This is a genomic window from Massilia sp. Mn16-1_5, assembly GCF_004798585.1.
GTDB lineage: Bacteria > Pseudomonadota > Gammaproteobacteria > Burkholderiales > Burkholderiaceae_D > Telluria.
In genome coordinates, this window is sequence record NZ_PPXQ01000029.1 from 1 (window position 1) to 16,803 (window position 16,803).

The 16,803-nt window shown below is 66.1% G+C and carries 20 protein-coding genes and 1 pseudogene; 2 read left to right on the forward strand and 19 right to left on the reverse strand.

The features are described from left to right. The 18 genes from C2862_RS23515 to C2862_RS23600 form a co-directional block, all read right to left on the reverse strand. Positions 1-253: aldehyde dehydrogenase family protein (locus C2862_RS23515; RefSeq protein ID WP_136223238.1), on the reverse strand; the 253-nt coding region annotated here is incomplete at its 3' end. Positions 254-419: 166 nt separating this feature from the next. Further along, a complete protein-coding gene (locus C2862_RS23520) occupies positions 420-1,355 on the reverse strand; it encodes a beta-propeller fold lactonase family protein (RefSeq protein ID WP_136223240.1) in 936 nt (311 codons plus the stop codon). Next, positions 1,352-2,194, reverse strand: a complete 843-nt coding sequence (locus tag C2862_RS23525; RefSeq protein ID WP_136223242.1) for an ABC transporter substrate-binding protein — start codon at positions 2,192-2,194, stop codon at positions 1,352-1,354. Before C2862_RS23525 ends, C2862_RS23520 begins: the two co-directional genes overlap by 4 nt. A gap of 22 nt (positions 2,195-2,216) precedes the next feature. Next, a complete protein-coding gene (gene pedF, locus C2862_RS23530) occupies positions 2,217-2,690 on the reverse strand; it encodes a cytochrome c-550 PedF (RefSeq protein WP_136223244.1) in 474 nt (157 codons plus the stop codon). Between the two features lie 332 nt (positions 2,691-3,022). Next, positions 3,023-3,817 carry an anti-sigma factor gene (locus C2862_RS23535; RefSeq protein WP_136223246.1) on the reverse strand — a complete coding sequence of 265 codons (795 nt, stop codon included), beginning with the start codon at positions 3,815-3,817 and terminating at the stop codon, positions 3,023-3,025. Beyond that, positions 3,814-4,323 (reverse strand): RNA polymerase sigma factor, encoded by a 510-nt coding sequence (locus C2862_RS23540; protein WP_136223248.1) that lies wholly within the window; start codon positions 4,321-4,323, stop codon positions 3,814-3,816. The genes C2862_RS23535 and C2862_RS23540 overlap by 4 nt, the downstream gene beginning before the upstream one ends. 11 nt (positions 4,324-4,334) lie before the next feature. After that, entirely contained in the window at positions 4,335-4,703 is a 369-nt protein-coding gene (locus C2862_RS23545) for a hypothetical protein (RefSeq protein ID WP_136223311.1), read from the reverse strand. 141 nt (positions 4,704-4,844) lie between these two features. Beyond that, positions 4,845-5,894 (reverse strand): glycine betaine/L-proline ABC transporter substrate-binding protein ProX, encoded by a 1,050-nt coding sequence (gene proX / locus C2862_RS23550; RefSeq protein WP_136223250.1) that lies wholly within the window; start codon positions 5,892-5,894, stop codon positions 4,845-4,847. Positions 5,895-5,913: 19 nt separating this feature from the next. Beyond that, entirely contained in the window at positions 5,914-6,996 is a 1,083-nt protein-coding gene (gene proW / locus C2862_RS23555) for a glycine betaine/L-proline ABC transporter permease ProW (RefSeq protein WP_136223252.1), read from the reverse strand. After that, on the reverse strand, positions 6,993-8,228 hold the full coding sequence (gene proV, locus C2862_RS23560; RefSeq protein ID WP_136223254.1) for a glycine betaine/L-proline ABC transporter ATP-binding protein ProV: 1,236 nt from the start codon (positions 8,226-8,228) through the stop codon (positions 6,993-6,995). Before proV ends, proW begins: the two co-directional genes overlap by 4 nt. Positions 8,229-8,627: 399 nt before the next feature. Next, the gene (locus C2862_RS23565; protein ID WP_136223256.1) at positions 8,628-9,017 is read right to left on the reverse strand and encodes a hypothetical protein; all 390 of its coding nucleotides are present in this window, start codon (positions 9,015-9,017) and stop codon (positions 8,628-8,630) included. Between the two features lie 178 nt (positions 9,018-9,195). Next, the gene (locus tag C2862_RS23570) at positions 9,196-9,975 is read right to left on the reverse strand and encodes a molybdopterin-binding protein (protein ID WP_136223258.1); all 780 of its coding nucleotides are present in this window, start codon (positions 9,973-9,975) and stop codon (positions 9,196-9,198) included. After that, the gene (locus C2862_RS23575; RefSeq protein WP_136223260.1) at positions 9,972-10,850 is read right to left on the reverse strand and encodes a cytochrome b/b6 domain-containing protein; all 879 of its coding nucleotides are present in this window, start codon (positions 10,848-10,850) and stop codon (positions 9,972-9,974) included. The genes C2862_RS23570 and C2862_RS23575 overlap by 4 nt, the downstream gene beginning before the upstream one ends. Positions 10,851-10,935: 85 nt before the next feature. After that, a complete protein-coding gene (locus C2862_RS23580; RefSeq protein WP_136223262.1) occupies positions 10,936-11,529 on the reverse strand; it encodes a TMEM175 family protein in 594 nt (197 codons plus the stop codon). 25 nt (positions 11,530-11,554) lie between these two features. Next, positions 11,555-13,348: an amidohydrolase gene (locus tag C2862_RS23585; protein ID WP_136223264.1), complete on the reverse strand. Its 1,794-nt coding sequence runs from the start codon at positions 13,346-13,348 to the stop codon at positions 11,555-11,557. Positions 13,349-13,454: 106 nt separating this feature from the next. Next, positions 13,455-13,838 carry an OsmC family protein gene (locus C2862_RS23590; RefSeq protein WP_136223266.1) on the reverse strand — a complete coding sequence of 128 codons (384 nt, stop codon included), beginning with the start codon at positions 13,836-13,838 and terminating at the stop codon, positions 13,455-13,457. Between the two features lie 27 nt (positions 13,839-13,865). Further along, positions 13,866-14,288, reverse strand: coding sequence for a DoxX family protein (locus tag C2862_RS23595; protein WP_136223267.1), 423 nt, complete (start codon positions 14,286-14,288; stop codon positions 13,866-13,868). A 12-nt stretch (positions 14,289-14,300) separates the two neighbouring features. Next, positions 14,301-14,558 (reverse strand): hypothetical protein, encoded by a 258-nt coding sequence (locus tag C2862_RS23600; RefSeq protein WP_136223269.1) that lies wholly within the window; start codon positions 14,556-14,558, stop codon positions 14,301-14,303. Between C2862_RS23600 and C2862_RS23605 the strand changes: the two genes are divergently transcribed. After that, positions 14,557-15,156, forward strand: coding sequence for a porin (locus tag C2862_RS23605; protein WP_136223271.1), 600 nt, complete (start codon positions 14,557-14,559; stop codon positions 15,154-15,156). The genes C2862_RS23600 and C2862_RS23605 overlap by 2 nt on opposite strands. Positions 15,157-15,188: 32 nt before the next feature. Here C2862_RS23605 and C2862_RS26050 read toward each other — a convergent pair. After that, a pseudogene (locus C2862_RS26050) lies at positions 15,189-15,395 on the reverse strand (hypothetical protein); the annotation flags it as partial. Between the two features lie 269 nt (positions 15,396-15,664). On the opposite strand from C2862_RS26050, the gene ftsZ reads away from it, so the two are divergent. After that, a complete protein-coding gene (gene ftsZ / locus C2862_RS23615) occupies positions 15,665-16,792 on the forward strand; it encodes a cell division protein FtsZ (protein WP_229467578.1) in 1,128 nt (375 codons plus the stop codon). Positions 16,793-16,803: the final 11 nt, after the last annotated feature.

Below are 16,803 nucleotides of genomic sequence, written 5' to 3' on the forward strand. Positions count from 1 at the left end.
TGAGGATGTTGGCGCGCTCGCTTGGGGAGGTCTTGCCCCAGGCTTCTTTCGCTTCATGGGCGGCGTCCAGCGCCAGTTCGATGTCTTCGCTCGTCGAGCGGGCGATTTCGCAGAAGGGCTGGCCCGTAATCGGCGTGACGTTGGCGAAGTACTCGCCCTTGCTTGGCGCCACGTACTTGCCGCCGATGTAGTTGTCGTAGCGCTGCTTGAACGGATTGGCAACGCCGAGCTTGCTGATGTCTGCGAGATTCATGTCGTCCTCTTTCGTATGATGTGTGTGGCCGCCGGCGGCGGCCTGTCTCCAAACGCCGGCGTACCGGCATACCTGGGTTGTTTGCAAGCGCCGTGCCAGCCTCCGGCGCAGTAAAACCGCAGGCGCCGCCAGCCCATTCCGGCACACCTGCGCCAAACTGTGACATTCAGCGGATCAGTACTCCCCAGGGGAGCTCCCCAACGGGAATGTCGGACAGGCGCGTGGCGGCGGCGGTATCGATCACCGAGACGCTGTCGGAGCGGCCGTTGGCCACGTACAGGCGCGCGCCGTCGGGTGTGAGTGCCATGTTCCACGGGCGCTTGCCGACGGCAACCGTGGCGCTGACGCGGTTGGTGGCCGTGTCGATGACGCTCACCGTGCCATCGATGCCATTGCTGGCATAGACCTGACGCCCGCCCGGATGCACCGCGATCCCCGCCGTATTGCGCCCGGTGGGAATGACGGCAACGCTGCGGCGCGTGGTCATGTCGACGACGTGGACGGCACCCGCCAGCTCGCAGGCGATGTAGGCGCGCGCCCCGTCCGGGCTGAAGCCGATGCCACGCGGGCGCAGCCCGCCCGCTACCGAGCCGACCTGGCGCCGCGCGGCTACATCGATCACATCGACCTGCTCGGCCTCCTCGGCGCTTACCAGCAGCCAGCGCCCGTCGGGGCTGAAGACCGCATGCTCGGGATTGCGGCCCTGGACCGGCATCTCGGCCACGATCGCGCGGCTGGCGGCATCGACCAGCAGGACGCTGTTGCCTTCCTCAACCGCCACTGCCAGCAGCCGGCCATCGTTCGAGGCACTCACGCCTTCGGGCGATTTGCCGACGGCGATGGTCGCGATAGCGGCGCCGCTGGCCGCATCGAGCGCGAGCAGTACGCCGGCGCCGGCATCCGTGACATAGAGCGTGCGCCCTGTCGGGTCGGCGGCGATACCGCGTGGACGCTTGCCGGCCGGGATCTGGCGCAGCACCGCGCCGCTGCCCGTGTCGATCACGCTGAGAGTGGCGGATTTTTCGTTCGGCACGTAAGCCAGCGGCGCAGCGCCGGCTTGCAGGACCAGCAGTAATGTCCCGATCGTGAGCGCGAGCCTCATGGCGTCACCAATTGCACGCCATGGCGCGCGAAGAGCGATTTCAGTTCGCCGTTCGCCACCATCTCGTTGAGCGCCGCCTGCAGCCGCCGGCCGAGCTCCTCGTCATCCTTGCGCACCGCCATGCCGACCGCCCAGGCCGCGCGCGGCAGGCGCTGGAATGCCACTTCGCTAAGGGGAAACGCCGGGTCACCCCGCATCACCGCCTCGATCTCCGAGCGCCTTGCCAACACCGCGTCGAGCGTCCCGTCCTTCAGCGCGCGTAACGCATCGCCCGCGCTCGGGAAGATCCGCACCTGCTCGCGGAAGCGCCCATTGCCTTCGCCCAGCATCAGCATCCCCGCGATCGATACCTTCTCGACGCCGATTCGCTTGCCGGCCAGAGCATCGACGCTCTCGTAGCGCGGAATGCTGCCCTGGGAGCGCGCCAGCCGCAGGCTTTCGACGTGATACGGCGCGAAGATCCGTACCTGCGGATTTTCGCTCATAAGGCGGTTGTCGACCGGCACGTGCAACATGAGGTCGGCCGGCCCGTAGCCGAGGTAGTGCCCCTTCCACACCATGTTACGCAGGTCGTCTGCCACTTCCTCATCGGCCGGGAATGGCATCAGCGTCAGTTTCAGGCCGAGCCGTGCCGACAGCGCACCCGCAAGGTCGACGTCGATGCCGGCGCCCTTGTCCGAGAACGGCGCGAACTCGTTGTAAACGGCGACCTTCAGAGCGCCGCTCTCGCGGATCTTGTTCCAGTCGGCGTGCGCCGGCGCCGCTGCCAGGCTCATTGTCACGAGGACGGCAGTACAGGCCAGCGCGACCCGCGCCAGGAAAAAAGGAAATCTGCTCATGCGCTTGGCCTCCGTACCTTGATCAATTTGCTTCGCGGCGGGTTTCGAGGTAGGACTTGATCGCCCACATCGCTTCCTGGTTGAACACCCCTTCGAATGGCGGCATGTAGACAGCGCCATTGCGCACCTTCCCCGTCCTTACACTGGTCAGGAAGTAGGCGTCCATCTCCTTGAAGCAGGCCGCCTTCTTGGCGGCGTTCTTCATGCCGGTACAGTCGCGGTCGAGCTGCCTCAGGTCGGGAGCGATGCCGCCGGAAACCGCGTCCAGCCCGTGACAGCGCGCGCAGTTCTGGCCATACGCCGAGGCCCCGATCTTCTGCGCCAGCGCATGGCCACGATAGGGGTTCTCGTCGCGCCATTTGTCGCCCAGGACCGGCAGGCCGCGGGTGTCGACACTTTGCGGCGTGACGTTGCCGTGCGCGTTGGCGACCATCGCCGTGAGGACAATGGCGGACAGCGCGAGCGCGCTGCCAAGGATACGGATCGGATGCTTCATGCTTGTCTCCTGCTGGTTATCGATTGGGTGATAACCATGATGAGCAAGCGGCGTGCCATGGCAACAGGCACCATTTCCGGCGTGCGGATGCGACAAATTGGTACAGGTGTCACCGGGAGACGCGTTCGTCATTCACGGCCGTCCGCATCCTGGCACCGAACCCGTGTCCCTGGTTGCCGATGTGTTTTGTCGCTTTATTTCCGGAGCCGTGGATGCGTGGTTTTAAAGCTTTTTTGGTCCAACATGTTGGTTAGTTACATTTTATGAGACATGTCGATCAGATCAGGGGGCCGGTGGCATGCCGTCGACGTGCAGCGCCTGCTGCCTCCGATTCACTCGAGCTGCGCATGAACGGCCATCGCGACGGCCGCCAGTTCACCCCTGCCGGCGCTCGCCGACAAGGCATAGCCGAAGTCCCCATCGATCCAGTAGAAGACGCCGACCTTCCCCTCCTGGGCGAAGCGAAAGCCGGTGTCGGCGGCGGCCCCCTGTTCGGTCGAGACATACAGGGTCAGGCGCTTGCCCGCCCCATCCTGGTACATGAACTGGGCCACCGGCCCGCTCTGGCCGGGCAGCAGCCGGCCGCCGATCAGGTCGTAGCCGAGCTTGCCGAGGTGCGGCGGGTGCACCGGCTTGCCGAGCCGCTTGGACAGCCAGGCGACGAGGTGGGCTTCCTGTTCCGCCCCCACTTCGACCGGGTGACGCAGCTCCGGACTGTAGACGACGTGCGCAACGGCGGCCCGCCGCGCCAGGCCGGCCGCCGGTCCCGCCTTCGCGAGCAGGGCCTGCCCCGGCGCGCTCGCCCCTTCCGGGATTGTCGTGCCCCGCGCAAGCCAGCCTGCCACCCCGCCCAGGACGGCGATCAGGACGCTCGCCGCAGCGCGCTTCGCCGCAGCGCCCCACGGGGCGCGCCGCTCGGGCAGGCGGATGGCAGGCGGCACCGCCTCGTCGAGCACGGGATCGAACAGCTGGTGCAGCGCCAGGTTCTGGCTGCGGTAGGCCGCAATGCGCGCGGCTTCTTCCGGCCTGGCCGCCAGCCATGCCTCGATCTCGGCCTGGCGCGCCAGCGGCAATACGCCGTCGACATAGGCATGCAGGTCGGCTTCGGTAATCGGCAAGGAATTCATTTGACCACCTGTAGGGGCAGCACGGGCGCCGCCCTTCCCTCCATCAAGGTTCGCAGTTTTTCGCGGCCGCGCGACAGCCGCGACATCACCGTCCCCAGCGGCATGCCTAGGGTAGCCGCGACCTGGTCGTAGCTCATTCCTTCGAGGCCGACCAGCAACAGGATTTCGCGCTGCTCGACCGGCAGCAGGTTCAATGCCGCCTGCATGTCGCGCACTTCGAGTGCGGCGGCGGGGTTCGATATGGACGCTGCATCGGGCGTCTCGTCATCCAGCGCCGTCGTCTGCAGGCGCTTTGCCCGCAGGTCGTCGACATGGAGGTTGTGCATGATCCCGAACAGCCAGGCGCGCATGTCGCGGTCGCGGCGCCATTCCGCGATCCGCGCCCACCCGCGCTCGACCGTGTCCTGCACCAGGTCGTCCGCACCCGCAGGGTCGCCGACCAACGCCCGCGCGTAGCGGCGCAGGCGCGGAATGCAGGCGACGATCTCGGCTCCGGGGTCGGACATGGCGCTGGGCTTCAGTCGGTCACGACGTGCCAGACGTCCTTGACCTTGTCGCCCTTGCGCTCGCCGGGACTGGTGTCCTGGGCATACAGATAAAGCGGCTTGCCGTTGCGCGCCAGTTGCTTCGTGCCGTCGTCGCGGGTGACGACCGAATACGGCGCGGAGTAGGAAGCGGCAGTCGCCGGCACGGCCGGCCACAAGGCGAGGCACGGCCCGTTGCAGGCGCTCTTGCCGCTGCCTGCCGTGTCCTTGTCGAAGGTGTAGAGCGTCATGCCGGCGTCGTTGACCAGCACGCCGTCCGCCATCTTCACAGGCGGATTCGACATCGATGCGCAGGCCGAGACGAGGAATACGGCGGCGGCCGCGCTTGCAAGGGAACGGATCGGGACCATGGCAATCTCCTGGTTGTGGTTGGAATACTGGCGTATACGCAAACGGCGGCCAGTTTATTCCCACGGATTCCGACTTTTTTTTGGGGGCAGCCGGCGGGCGGCCTTACTTTACCAGCAAGACTACCCTAGCGCTCAGTGCTGCGCCGCCGCCCGCGCCTGCGCGATCCAGCCGTCGAACAGCTGCTGGTGAAACTTGATCCAGCCCGCCGTATGGCGCGCGATATCGGCCTGCGTATTTTCGCCACTGCGCATGCGCTCGTTCTGCGCGCTGATGTCGGCGATCGGCAGCCGCATCACCTCGAACAATTTGGCGGCCGCCGGATTCTTCTCGGCCCAGGCACGGTTCACGACGATGCGCGTCGTGTTGACGGAGAACCCGTAGTCGCTGCCGTCCGCGAGACGGGTGTTGGCCTTCTGCGGATTGGCCGAAAACGGCACCTGCAGCCAGACCACGTCCTTGCCCGGCACCAGTACCCCGCTCACCCAGTAGGGCGTCCAGGTGTAGTACAGGATCGGCTTGCCGCGCCCGTAGCGGCCGATGGTGTCGGCGATCAGCGCGGCATAGCTGCCCTGCACATGCTTGACCGTCGCCCGCAGCTTGTACGCATCCAGGTGGTGCTCGATCATGGCCTCGCAGCCCCAGCCCGGATTGCAGCCGGTCAGGTCGGCCTTGCCGTCGCCGTCATGGTCGAACAGTTTGGAAATCGCCGGGTCGCGCAGCTGGTCGATATTCGTGATCTTGTACTTCTCGGCCGTCGCCTTGTCGATCAGGTAGCCCTGCGCGGCGGGACCTGCGTACTGGCCGGTGCGCAGCAGTTTCATATCGCCGCCGGCATTGTCGTAGTAGTCCTGGTGCAGCGGGTCCCAATGCACCGCGAGGAAGGTCGCGTCGCCGTTGGCAATCGCGATATGCGCGGCGGGATAGTCGACTTCCTTGATCGGCTGCGGCTCGTAGCCCAGCTTTTCCAGGGCGGCATCCACCAGCATGGTCTGGAAAGTCTCTTCGGCGACCGAGCTTTGCAGCGCCTGTACCTTGATACCCTTGCCGGGCAAGCCGGCATCCGGCGTCTGCGCCATCGCGAGGCTGGTGCTCAGGGTGAGCGCGGCCAGCGCCATGGCCGACAACCATTGGAAACGGCGCTTCGTACGAGAGCTAGTCTTAAAATGTTCGGTTTGATTCATCAGTTTCCTTTTCAATGTCTTAGTGGGCGCCGGCGCGCGTGGCCGGCGCGGACGCCGCGCGTCCCGCACTGCCGCGCACCAGGCGCAGGATGAAGCCCGCCGGACCGGTCTGGTACCAGTGGCGCACGCCGCGGCGCGGCTGCCCCATCGCCTGCGTCAGGCGGTCCAGCGTGATGGCCAGCAGCACGATGCCGAGACCGCCCACGGTGGCCAGGCCCATGTCGAGGCGGCCGATACCGCGCAAGACCATCTGGCCCAGGCCGCCGACCGCGATCATCGAGGCGATCACTACCATCGACAGCGACAGCATCAGCGACTGGTTGATGCCGGCCATGATCGACGGCATCGCCAGCGGCAGCTGAACGCGGCTGAGAAGCTGCCAGGGCGAGGCGCCATAGGCGCGCGCGGCTTCGACCAGGTCGGGACGGACCTGGCGTATGCCGAGGTTCGTCAGGCGCACCAGCGGCGGCAAGGCGAAGATGATGGTCACGATCACGCCCGGCGCATTACCGATACCGAACAGCATGACCACCGGCACCAGGTACACAAAAGCGGGCGTGGTCTGCATCGCGTCCAGCAAGGGGCGCAGGATGTTTTGCGCGCGGTCGCTGCTGGCCAGGAGTATCCCCAGCGGCAAGCCGATCGCCAGGCAAAAGGCCAGCGAAGTCAGCACCAGCGACAGGGTGATCATCGCCTCCGGCCAGACGCCCAGCATCGACAGCACCAGCAGCGCCACAACGGTGCCGAGCGCCAGCGCGCGGCTGGTGAATTGCCAGGCCAGCAGGCCGATGATGGCGATCACCACGGACGAGGGCGCGGCCAGCAGCACGTGGGCGGCGCCGCTCAGGGTCGCGTCGATCGGCGCACGCACGGCCTGGAAGAAGGGACGGCAATGCGCGACGACCCAGCCCAGGCCCTCGTTGATCCAGGACTCCAGCGGCAGCGAGCCGTCGAACAGCTGCCCCAGGTGAAAGCCGGCATCCTGCCCCGGCGTGGCGGCGGTCCCTGCCGCATCCAGCCAGGAGGTATCGCCCGGCGGCGTCGGCAGCCATGGGTTGACCGCGGCTGCGGCCTGGTCGGTGGTAGTGGCGCTGGAATTCATGCTTGTCCTTTCTGTTTTTGTGGTTCTGCAATGGCGGGCGTATCGCGGTCGAGGAACTTCAGCAGGGTCGTCTTGCTGATGGCGCCGCGGAAGCGGCCGTCGCCGGCCACCACCGGCACCGCATACGGCAGCTGCGCCACCTGGCCGAACAGGCCGGCGACGGGTTCGTCCGCATCGATGGTCTGCACATCCGGCAGGTAGGCATGCGCCAGGCCCAGCGGGCCGACATGGCCGTCGAGGGCGCTGCGCAGCGAGTCGACCGAGACCAGGCCGAGATACTGTCGCTCGGGATTGACGACATAGGCATAGGCCCGGTCCTGCTCTTCCAGCATCGACAGCGCCGCGCGCGAACCGCGGGCGGGCGATTCCGACACCACGATCTGGCTCTTGCGGGCGATGTCGCCGGCCTTGAACACGGCCGCCGCATCGACGCCGCGGACAAAATTGCGCACGTACTCGTCGGCGGGCTTACGCAGGATTTCTTCCGGCGTGCCGACCTGCCTGACGTGCCCGTCCTTCATGATCGCGACACGGTCGCCGATGCGCATGGCTTCGTCGAGGTCGTGCGAAATGAAGACGATGGTGCGGCGCTTGATCTGCTGCAGGCGCAGCAGCTCCGATTGCATCTCGGTGCGCATGATCGGGTCGAGCGCCGAAAAGGCCTCGTCCATCAGCAGGATCGAGGGATCGCAGGCCAGCGCCCGGGCCAGGCCCACGCGTTGCTGCATGCCGCCGGACAGTTCGTCCGGATAGCTGGCGCCATAGCCCGCGAGGCCGACCTGCTCCAGCGCTTGTGAGGCCAGCGCGTGGCGCTCGGCCTTGGGAATGCCGGCCAGCTCCATGCCGAAGGCCGTGTTGTCGAGCACGGTGAGATGGGGCAGCAGCGCGAAGGACTGGAACACCATGCTGATGTCCTTGCGGCGCAAGGCGCGCAGCTGCGCGTCCGGCAGCGTGTTGATGTCCTCGCCGTCGACCAGGATGCGGCCGGCGGTCGGCTCGACCAGGCGGTTGAGCATGCGCACCAGCGTCGACTTGCCCGAGCCGGACAGGCCCATGATGACGAAGATCTCGCCCGCTTCGATCGTGAAGCTGGCGTCGAACACGCCGATCGTGCAGTCGGTCTTGGCCAGGATCTCCTGCTTGCTGGCGCCCTCCTGGACCAGCTTAAGCGCCGCTTCAGGCTGCTCACCGTACACTTTGAACACATGGTCGATGATGATTTGTTTTGCCACTTCGTGGTTCTCCTTCGTTTGGCGAATGGAACGAGACCCCGAGGCCATCGGCCTGCAAAGGGAATCGACGAACCCCGCGCCGTCGGCAATGCCAGGGCGTACGAACGCACGCGGGCGACGGCAAGGGGTGAGAGACGTGTCCGGTACGGCGCGAGCCGCTGCCGGGGTGTCATGGGCGCGTTAAAAGAGGCTGGGATTCAGGACTTTTAAGCGCGCGGGCTTGGAGCCCAGGAAAAATGCTTCACACGCAACGCGTGGAAACACCGTGCAGCAGAGAGTTTACTGAGGGTATTTCATATATAGAGGTGGCAATTATAGACAAAAATGATATGAAAGTCAATTGCCCATCTATTCTGGAGTGTGCTAGTAATTACGGAGAGCCCGCTCCGTCCCAGTGGTTCAGCCTGATGGCGCGTCGATGACCAGCCCGGGCTGCAAGGCGCGGATCCGGATTTCCGTGAAGTAGCCACCGGCCTCGTTATAGCGGAGATAGTGCCGCTGGCAGTCCCGGCAGCGTACGACGGCGCAGCGGTTGTACGGGTAGTAGCGCATCGCGATCGGCGCGGTTTCGCTTTCGTAGCGCGTCCCGGCCGGGTGGTATTCGGCGAAGGTGGGCTCGTCGTAGGGATCCTCGAACAGGAAGCCGACCTCCTCCAGGCGCTCGCTGGGCATGGTCAGCGGCATTGCACTCCAGGCAGTGAGCGATTCCTTGTTGCAGCTGCAGGCAAGCGTGACAGCAGCGGACGCTTCAGCCAGCCGCACCAATGTCTCGAAATCGATTTTTTGCATCCTGGCCCCGTCGGTTTGCTCCGCTTCATTGTAAGCGAACAGGCAAGGGACGGTACGCCCCCCCCCTGGAAGCCTGGGTGGTTTATCGCTCCGTTTCCGTTGTCGTCAGCGTTCAGTTTTTCCGTCGGGGCGGCCTACACTGTTGGTTAGTTACATATTGGGAAAGCACGGCGCACGGCTAAATCCCCGCATACCACTCGTAGCCCCGGTCCTCCCAATAGCCGCCCTTGCCGCCCCGGACCTGGTCCAGCCGCTCTACCAGATCGATCCGCATCAGGTACTTGGCCTGCTTGTAGCCGAGCTGCCGCTCGACGCGCAGGCGCAGCGGCGCACCGTTCTTCACCGGCAGCGGCGCGTCGTTGAGCGCATAGGCCAGGATCGTCTGTGGATGACCGGCCTCGACCAGGTCGATGCTTTCGTAATAGGTCGATTCCGGCGCCTGCAGGTCCGGCCCATCCATCGGGTCCGCGCAGTGAAACACGACGTAGCGCGCCGCCGGCAGCGGCCGCATCCGCAACAGCAGCTGCCGCAGCGGCACACCGGTCCACTTCCCGATCACGCTCCAGCCCTCGACGCAGTCATGGCGCGTGATCTGCGTGCGCGAGGGCATCGCCTGCAGCTCGGCCAGGCTGAAGTGCGCCGGGTGCGCGACCAAGCCGCCGACCCGCAGCCGCCAGCTGGCGAACCCGTCGGCCAGCATGTGCCGGTACAGGGCGCTGTCCGGCATGGCCGTGCCATTGCTGCGGAACTCGGCGGCGATATCGTCTTCGGTAAATTCCTGCGCCATGGCGTCCACCCCGGTCAGCAGCGCCTGCGCGCGCTGGCTCAGGAACTGGGCCTTGCGCAACGTGTCGTTGAACGCCTCGCTGCCGGCAAGGAGGTCGCAGCCGGACAGCACACCCGGCAGCGCCGCGCCGGCGGCCAGGCGCAGGAAGCGCCGCCGCGCAGGCTCGCTCATGGCGCCCTCCCCTCCCGGTCCTGACTGTCCTCCGGCAAGCGGTAATAGCCCGTGATCATCGAGCGCAGGTTGTTCCACAAGCCGGTCACGATCACTTCGAACACGTGCACCACGACAAAGGCGAGCAGCAGGAAGGCCGCGACGAAGTGCAAGGTGCGCGCGGACTGCCTGCCCCCGAGGAGGTCGACCCAGCCGCCAAACAGGGCGTCCAGACGCGGCGACATCCCGAAGCCGGCCAGCACGATCAAGGGCAGCAGGACGAAGATCACGGCCAGGTAGGTCAGGCTCTGCAGCACGTTGTAGCGCTTTGCGGCATCGCCGCGCGGATGGCGAAACAGCAGGTGGTCCCTGAGCGAGCCGCCGATCCCGCGCAGTTCGGCCGTGCTCGGCACCAGGTCGCGCCGCAGGTGGCCGCTGAAGACCGTGTAGGCCACGTAGGCGATCCCGTTGAGCACGAACACCCATGCGAAGAACAGGTGCCAGTTGCGCGCCGTCGCCAGGTATTGCGGGCCGGGGATCGTGGCCCAGGACGGGAACGCGCGCGCGCTCTGCCGCCGCGCGTCCCCGACGCGCGAAGCCCCCAGCACCCCGTCCGTATCGAAGACGTGCCTGCCGACCTGCGTGACGCCGTGCGCTTGGCCATCGGGGCCGGGCCGGGCGGTGATCGACAACAGGGGCGCGTCGAAGTCGGACGCCTTGCCCCAGTACAGGTGCGGATGGGCGTTGAGGATGCCGAGTCCGCTCATCAGCATCAGGAAAAAGCTGACGACGTTAATCCAGTGCATGACGCGAACCGGCAGCCGATGCCGGTAAAACAGCCGGCGCTCGGTTGCCGCAGCGGAGGCCGGGATGGCCTGTGCGTGGACACGATGCATGGCGCACTCTTCGGAAACCCGGGGTACTTTGACTGTTCGACCGCCCGGAGCGAGGAAGGTTGCGCGGCGCGGCCATCCGGTGACCTTAGGATGGCGATTCCTCTTCCAGCGCCAGCCTGCCCTCGATGCGCCGGTCCGGTATGAACCATGCGATGGCGACGCCGACGTAGACCGCCAGGCCGATCCAGGCGTGCACCAGTCCCAGCCCGATTCCGCAGGCGTACGCGGCCAACGAAAGCCAGCCCTTGCGGTCGGCGCCGATCGCCAACGCCAGCGTGGCATTCGCGCGGTCCAGGCGCAGCAGGCCGTGTTCGAGCATGGCGTAGCCGGCCGCGCACATGAACAGCACCGCGCCGTAGGCGGCGACCGGCACCCTCTGTACCCCGGCATGGCCCATCCAGGCCGTCACGAAGGGCAGCAGCGACAGCCAGAACAGCAGGTGCAGGTTCAGCCAGAGGATACGGCCATCGACGCCGCGCACCGCCTGGAACAGGTGGTGATGATTGTTCCAGTAGATGCCGACGTAGACGAAGCTGAGCGTATGGCCCAGCAGGACCGGGAGCATCGGTTCGAGGGCGGCCAGGGTGGCGCCATGCGGCACCTCCAGTTCCAGCACCATGATGGTGATGGCGATGGCGATCACGCCATCGCTGAAGGCTTCCAGCCTGGCCTTACCCATGGCCTTTCCCTTGCCCATGGCGCGCTCAGCGGTTCTGGTAGCCGCCGTACACCGCAACCGGGCTCCAGCCCGGCGACACCGGCGGCAGCTGCGGTGCCAGCGGCGCATACGGGCCGGCGCCATACACCACCTTTCCGTTGACGACGGTGAGCACGCTTTCCAGGCGCTTGATCTTCTCGGCGTCGATGCTGAAGTAGTCCTGCGGCAGCACGACGAAGTCGGCGTACTGGCCGCGCTTGATGGTCCCCTTCAGTTTCTCCTCGCCGCTCATCCAGGCCGAACCGGTCGTCATCAGGCGCAGCGCCTGGTAGCGGCTGAGCACATCCTTGTCCTGCCAGATTTTCAGGCCGCCGGCGGTCTTGCCGGTGGCCGCCCAGTAGATCGACGGCCAGGGGTTATAGCTCGACACCCGGGTGCCGTCGGTTCCGAGGCCGACGGGGACGCCCATCTCGAGCATCTTGCGGATCGGCGGCATCTGGCGCACCTGCTCGCCATAGCGCTTCCAGTAGGCCTCGCCCTGGAAGTGCATGCGGTCCTGCACCGCCACGCCGCCGCCCAGCTTCCTGATGCGCGCCAGCTGGCCATCGGTGATGGTCTCGGCATGGTCGACGATGAAGCGCAGGCCGTTCAGGGGTGTCTTCGCGTTGACCTTTTCGATCACGGCCAGGTCGCGGTCGATGCTTTCGCCGTAGGTGGCATGCAGGCGGAAGGGCCAGCGCTTCTTCACCAGCAGGGTGACGACGCCTTCGAGTTCGCCCTCCATCGATTCCGGCAGCTCCGGGCGCGGCTCGAGGAAGTTCTCGAAGTCGGCGGCGCTCGCGACCAAGTTCTCGCCGCCGCCTTCGGCCGAGAAGCCGTTCGGGTAGAACATGTGGTCGTTCTTCTTCGGATGCGTCATCGTGGTCCAGCGCTGGAAGTCTTCGAGTTCCTTGCCGGCGCGCTGGGCGAACAGGTAGTAGGAGGTGCGTACCGTCAGCTTGCCGCCGCGCGCCAGTTCCAGCGTCACGCCATAATCATCCGGGTAGTTCTGGAAGCCGCCGCCGGCGTCGATGGCGCTGGTCACGCCAAGGCGATTCAGTTCGCGGTAGTAGTGCAGGGTCGAATTGAGCTGGTCCTCGCGGCTCAGCTTATTCGTTTTCGCCAGCGTCGAATACAGGATCAGCGCGTTCGGCTTCGCGACCAGCTTGCCCGTAGGCCGGCCCGCCGCGTCGAGCTCGACCTCGCCGTCCTTGAACTTCGTCTCTTTCGTATAGCCCAGGGCCTGGACGCCCTTCTGGTTCAGGAAGCCCAGGCCGTACAGGTAGAGGATGAACACGGGCCGATCGGGCACGGCGGCGTTGATCTCTTCCAGGGTGGGCAGGCGCTTTTCCTCGAACTGGTATTCATTCCAGCCGCCGACCACCTTGACCCACTCGCCTTCCGGCGTACGCGCGGCCTGCTCCTTGAGCATCTCCAGCGCGCGCCTGAGCGACGTGACGCCGTCCCAGCGCAGCTCCATGTTGTAGTTCAGGCCTTCGCGGATCACGTGCAGGTGCGAGTCGTTCAGGCCCGGGATCACGGTGCGCCCGCCGGCGTCGATCAGCTGGGTGGAAGCCGTCTTGAGCTTGAGGACCTTGGCATTGGTGCCGGTCGCCAGCACCTTGCCGTCCTTGACGGCCACGGCCTGGACAAACTCGCCTTCGCGGGCCATGGTGGCGATCTTGCCGTTGGTGAGGATCAGGTCGGCCTGGGCCTGTGCCTGTCCCTGTGCGGCGAACAGGCTGGCGGCAAGGGCGGTGGACAGGAGCGCGCTGCGCTTGAAACGGGTGCGGATGATCATGGTGTCGGTCTTTCGTTGGTTGCGAGGCTGTGCAGCCTCGTGGACGATAGCGGCTGCCGCCCGATCCGTCCCTGCCTTATGGCCGGGGACGATGCGGCAGCCAGGTCTACGCGGCCTCGGTGGTGATGGCGATCCGGCCGGACAGCGTCTTGTGCACAGGGCACTGGTTGGCGATCGCGGTCAGGCGCTCCTTCTCCGGGGCGCCAAGTGCGCCGACATACTCGATGCGGCGGTGGAAGGCATAGGCCTCCCCTTCCTGGCCGTGGCTCACCGCCACCCGTACTTCCTCCAGCGGCCAGCCCTTGCGGCGCGCATACAGGTTCACGGTCAGCGTAGTGCAGGCCGCGAGGGCCGCCGCCAGCAGGTCGTGCGGCAGCGGACCGCTGCCCTCGCCGCCCGCCTCGACCGACGCATCCGTCAGGAGCGTATGCGGTCCGATCTCGATCACTTGCTGCAGCGCTCCGGCGCCGCGGTGGGTCCTCACTTCCATGATGTTCTCCTCGTTTATGGCGATTGATCAGGCTGCCTGGCTACGCGCTGCGCGCACGGCCTGCCGGCTGGCGCCATGGCGCGCGCCTTCGATGGCGAAGATGGCCAGCATGCCGCCCAGGATCGCCAAGTTCTTCAGGAAGTGGTTCAGCTGGTTCTGGAACTCGGCCGCATCGGCGTGCCAGAAGCCGTGGAAGATCAGCGTGACCGGCACCAGGAACAGGGCCAGCGCCCCGGCGGCGAGGCGCGCCTGGAATCCGGTGATCAGGGCCAGGCCGCCGCCGACTTCGAGCAGGATGGTCAACACCAGCAACAGGCCGGCGGCCGGGATACCGGCGCCATTCATCCAGGCTGCCACGCCGGCGAAGCCGAGCACCTTGCCGATGCCGGAGACGACGAAGAGGACGCCGGCAAGTGCGCGGCCGATTGGGTAGAGTTTGCTGTTTTCCATGATTGTTCTCCTTCAGGTAGCGATGTTGGATCGGCGCCGTTCGAACGATTCGAACTTGCGATGAGCGCGCATCTTGTTCAGCACGCTCTCGTCGGCCTCCTTGGAAAACATTATGGCTTTCACCTGGGCGAAAGAAAAACGAGTAATTCGCGCGGCAATCATCGAATTTTTCGATGCTCCCCCCGGCAGGCCTTGCCTGACCAAAGGGCGAGGGTCAGCGAGCGGCCCGATTGCTAGGATCGGCCCTTCCCTACTACAGACGATCTCCATGAAAGCCGTCCTTCTTCGCACTTCCGTGCTCGGCCTGCTGGCCAGTCATGGCCTGGCCCAGGCCGAATCGCCGCAACTGTATGGGCGCCTGAACCTCGGTATCCAGCAGATGCGCGTGCACGGCAAGGCTTCCTCGACACGCCTCTCGAACTACCGCTCGGTGCTCGGCATACGCGGCGGCGAAGACTTGGGCGAAGGGCTGCGCGTCCTGTTCCAGGTCGAAGGGACGCTCTCGCCCGACACCGGCGCCGGCGCGGTCGCGGCGCGCGATACCCGCGTCGGACTCGCTGGACGCTGGGGCACGCTGTTCGCCGGCAACTGGACCACGCCCTACAACAGCGCCAGCTCCGGCCTCGATCCCTTCTACCCGACCACGGCCGGAGCCAGAGAACTCAGCTGGCCCAAGCGGTCGAGCCGGCTCGTCGCGGCCTCGGCCACGTCGATGCTGGCGCTCGTACAGGTGCGGGCCGATGCGGCGAGGCAGAAACCCGTCGGGCAACGCAGTGCCCACAGGTTGCCGCCACGATCGAAAATGACACTGCCACCGCCGCCTCGGGAGTTCAGCAGACGCGCGCCGTTCGTCGCCGCAACGGGATGAAAGCGCACTCCGTCGAAGCGGTACAGGTCGCTATCCGTACCCAGCCAGAGCCAGCCATCCGGTGTTTGCGTGATGCTCCTGACATGCAGGGGTGCGCCGTCGCTCGCCGTCCAGACGGCCCGATTGTAGTCCGACAATGTCGGCCCATTCTCCATGGCAAACGCCGCGGCACTCCACACGAGTCCGAACAGCATGCCGCACAAGCCCTGCCACCGGCTCATCCTTGCGATCAGCCCCATCTATCCATCCTGCCCGGTTCTTCTGCCATAACGGCGAGAGTCTATCGAATAATTGCCTAAAGCAAAAGATTGCCTATCCGGCCGCCGTTTTTGCGCTGCCATCCTTTCCGCATGAATGCACGGGCTCTTACAAATCGTTTCGATTGAAACGTTTTCACGCTATCGTGCGCGCCGCATCAGCAAGTAGGCTAACGGGCTCGGCATTCGCCAGCACGCCTCACGCCGGCTGCGCGGCCGGCCGACCGCTATTTCTTCAAACGGAGTTTTCCTTGTCCGAAACTAAAGTTCCCCAGCCGACGACGGTCATCAAGATCATCGGCGTCGGCGGTGCCGGCGGTAACGCCGTCAACCACATGGCAGCGTCAGGCCTGTCCACCTTCGAATTCATCTGCGCGAACACGGACGCGCAAGCCCTGTCCAACACCCATACCGAAAAACGCATCCAGCTCGGCGAGAGCGGCCTGGGCGCCGGCAGCGATCCGGCGGTCGGCCGCGAAAGCGCCACCCGCGAACGCAGCCTCATCGCCGACGCGCTCAAGGGCGCCGACATGCTCTTCATCACCGCCGGCATGGGCGGCGGCACCGGCACCGGCGCCGCCCCCGTCATCGCCGAGGTCGCGCGCGAACTGGGCATCCTGATCGTCGGCGTGGTGTCGAAGCCCTTCGAATTCGAAGGTCCGCGCCGCATGCGCGTGGCCGAGGAAGGCATCGCGACGCTGGCGCGCTGCGTCGACTCGCTCATCATCGTCCTGAACAGCCGCCTCGAGGAAGTCCTGGGCGAGGACGTCACCCAGAAGCAGGCCTTCGCCGCCGCCGACGAAGTCTTGAGCAAGGCCGTGACCGGCATCGCCGACATCATCGCCGTGCCGGGGATGGTCAACGTCGATTTCGAGGACGTGCGCACGGTGATGCGCCAGACCGGCATGGCGATGATGGGCACCGCCCAGCACGCCGGCGAGGACCGCGCAGTCAGGGCGGCCGAAGAGGCCATCGCCTGCCCGCTGCTCGATGGCGCCAACCTGCGCGCCGCGCGCGGGGTGCTGGTCAACATCGCCGCCTCCGAGGAAACGCTGAAACTGCGCGAAACCAAGCAAGTGATGAACAGGATCTGCGAGCAGACCAACGAAGACGCCGTCATCAAGTTCGGCGCCGTCTACGACGAGACGCTGGGCGACGCCATGCGCGTGACGGTGGTGGCCACCGGTTTGAACCGGCCCAGCGACTTCACGCTCGGCACCAGGCGCTCGTCGACTTCGGGCGCCCGCGGCCAGCCGCAGTCGGTCCTGCGCCAGACGCCGATGCACGCGCCGGTGCGGCAGGCCGCGAGCCAGCACGAGTCGCGCTCTGCTTCCATGTCGCGCCAGTCCGCGACGCCGCCCGGCGAGGAGTCGCAGTAAGGCCGACGGGC

Coding starts and splice junctions, on each gene's coding strand:
- proW (WP_136223252.1), bottom strand. CDS start 6,996: ATGAATTCCAGCGCCACTACCACCGACCAGGCCGCAGCCGCGGTCAAC.
- C2862_RS23595 (WP_136223267.1), bottom strand. CDS start 14,288: ATGGAAAACAGCAAACTCTACCCAATCGGCCGCGCACTTGCCGGCGTC.
- C2862_RS23565 (WP_136223256.1), bottom strand. CDS start 9,017: ATGCAAAAAATCGATTTCGAGACATTGGTGCGGCTGGCTGAAGCGTCC.
- proX (WP_136223250.1), bottom strand. CDS start 5,894: ATGAATCAAACCGAACATTTTAAGACTAGCTCTCGTACGAAGCGCCGT.
- C2862_RS23600 (WP_136223269.1), bottom strand. CDS start 14,558: ATGGAGATCGTCTGTAGTAGGGAAGGGCCGATCCTAGCAATCGGGCCG.
- C2862_RS23580 (WP_136223262.1), bottom strand. CDS start 11,529: ATGGGTAAGGCCAGGCTGGAAGCCTTCAGCGATGGCGTGATCGCCATC.
- pedF (WP_136223244.1), bottom strand. CDS start 2,690: ATGAAGCATCCGATCCGTATCCTTGGCAGCGCGCTCGCGCTGTCCGCC.
- C2862_RS23540 (WP_136223248.1), bottom strand. CDS start 4,323: ATGTCCGACCCCGGAGCCGAGATCGTCGCCTGCATTCCGCGCCTGCGC.
- C2862_RS23535 (WP_136223246.1), bottom strand. CDS start 3,817: ATGAATTCCTTGCCGATTACCGAAGCCGACCTGCATGCCTATGTCGAC.
- C2862_RS23525 (WP_136223242.1), bottom strand. CDS start 2,194: ATGAGCAGATTTCCTTTTTTCCTGGCGCGGGTCGCGCTGGCCTGTACT.
- C2862_RS23585 (WP_136223264.1), bottom strand. CDS start 13,348: ATGATCATCCGCACCCGTTTCAAGCGCAGCGCGCTCCTGTCCACCGCC.
- C2862_RS23605 (WP_136223271.1), top strand. CDS start 14,557: ATGAAAGCCGTCCTTCTTCGCACTTCCGTGCTCGGCCTGCTGGCCAGT.
- C2862_RS23590 (WP_136223266.1), bottom strand. CDS start 13,838: ATGGAAGTGAGGACCCACCGCGGCGCCGGAGCGCTGCAGCAAGTGATC.
- C2862_RS23575 (WP_136223260.1), bottom strand. CDS start 10,850: ATGCATCGTGTCCACGCACAGGCCATCCCGGCCTCCGCTGCGGCAACC.
- C2862_RS23570 (WP_136223258.1), bottom strand. CDS start 9,975: ATGAGCGAGCCTGCGCGGCGGCGCTTCCTGCGCCTGGCCGCCGGCGCG.
- C2862_RS23520 (WP_136223240.1), bottom strand. CDS start 1,355: ATGAGGCTCGCGCTCACGATCGGGACATTACTGCTGGTCCTGCAAGCC.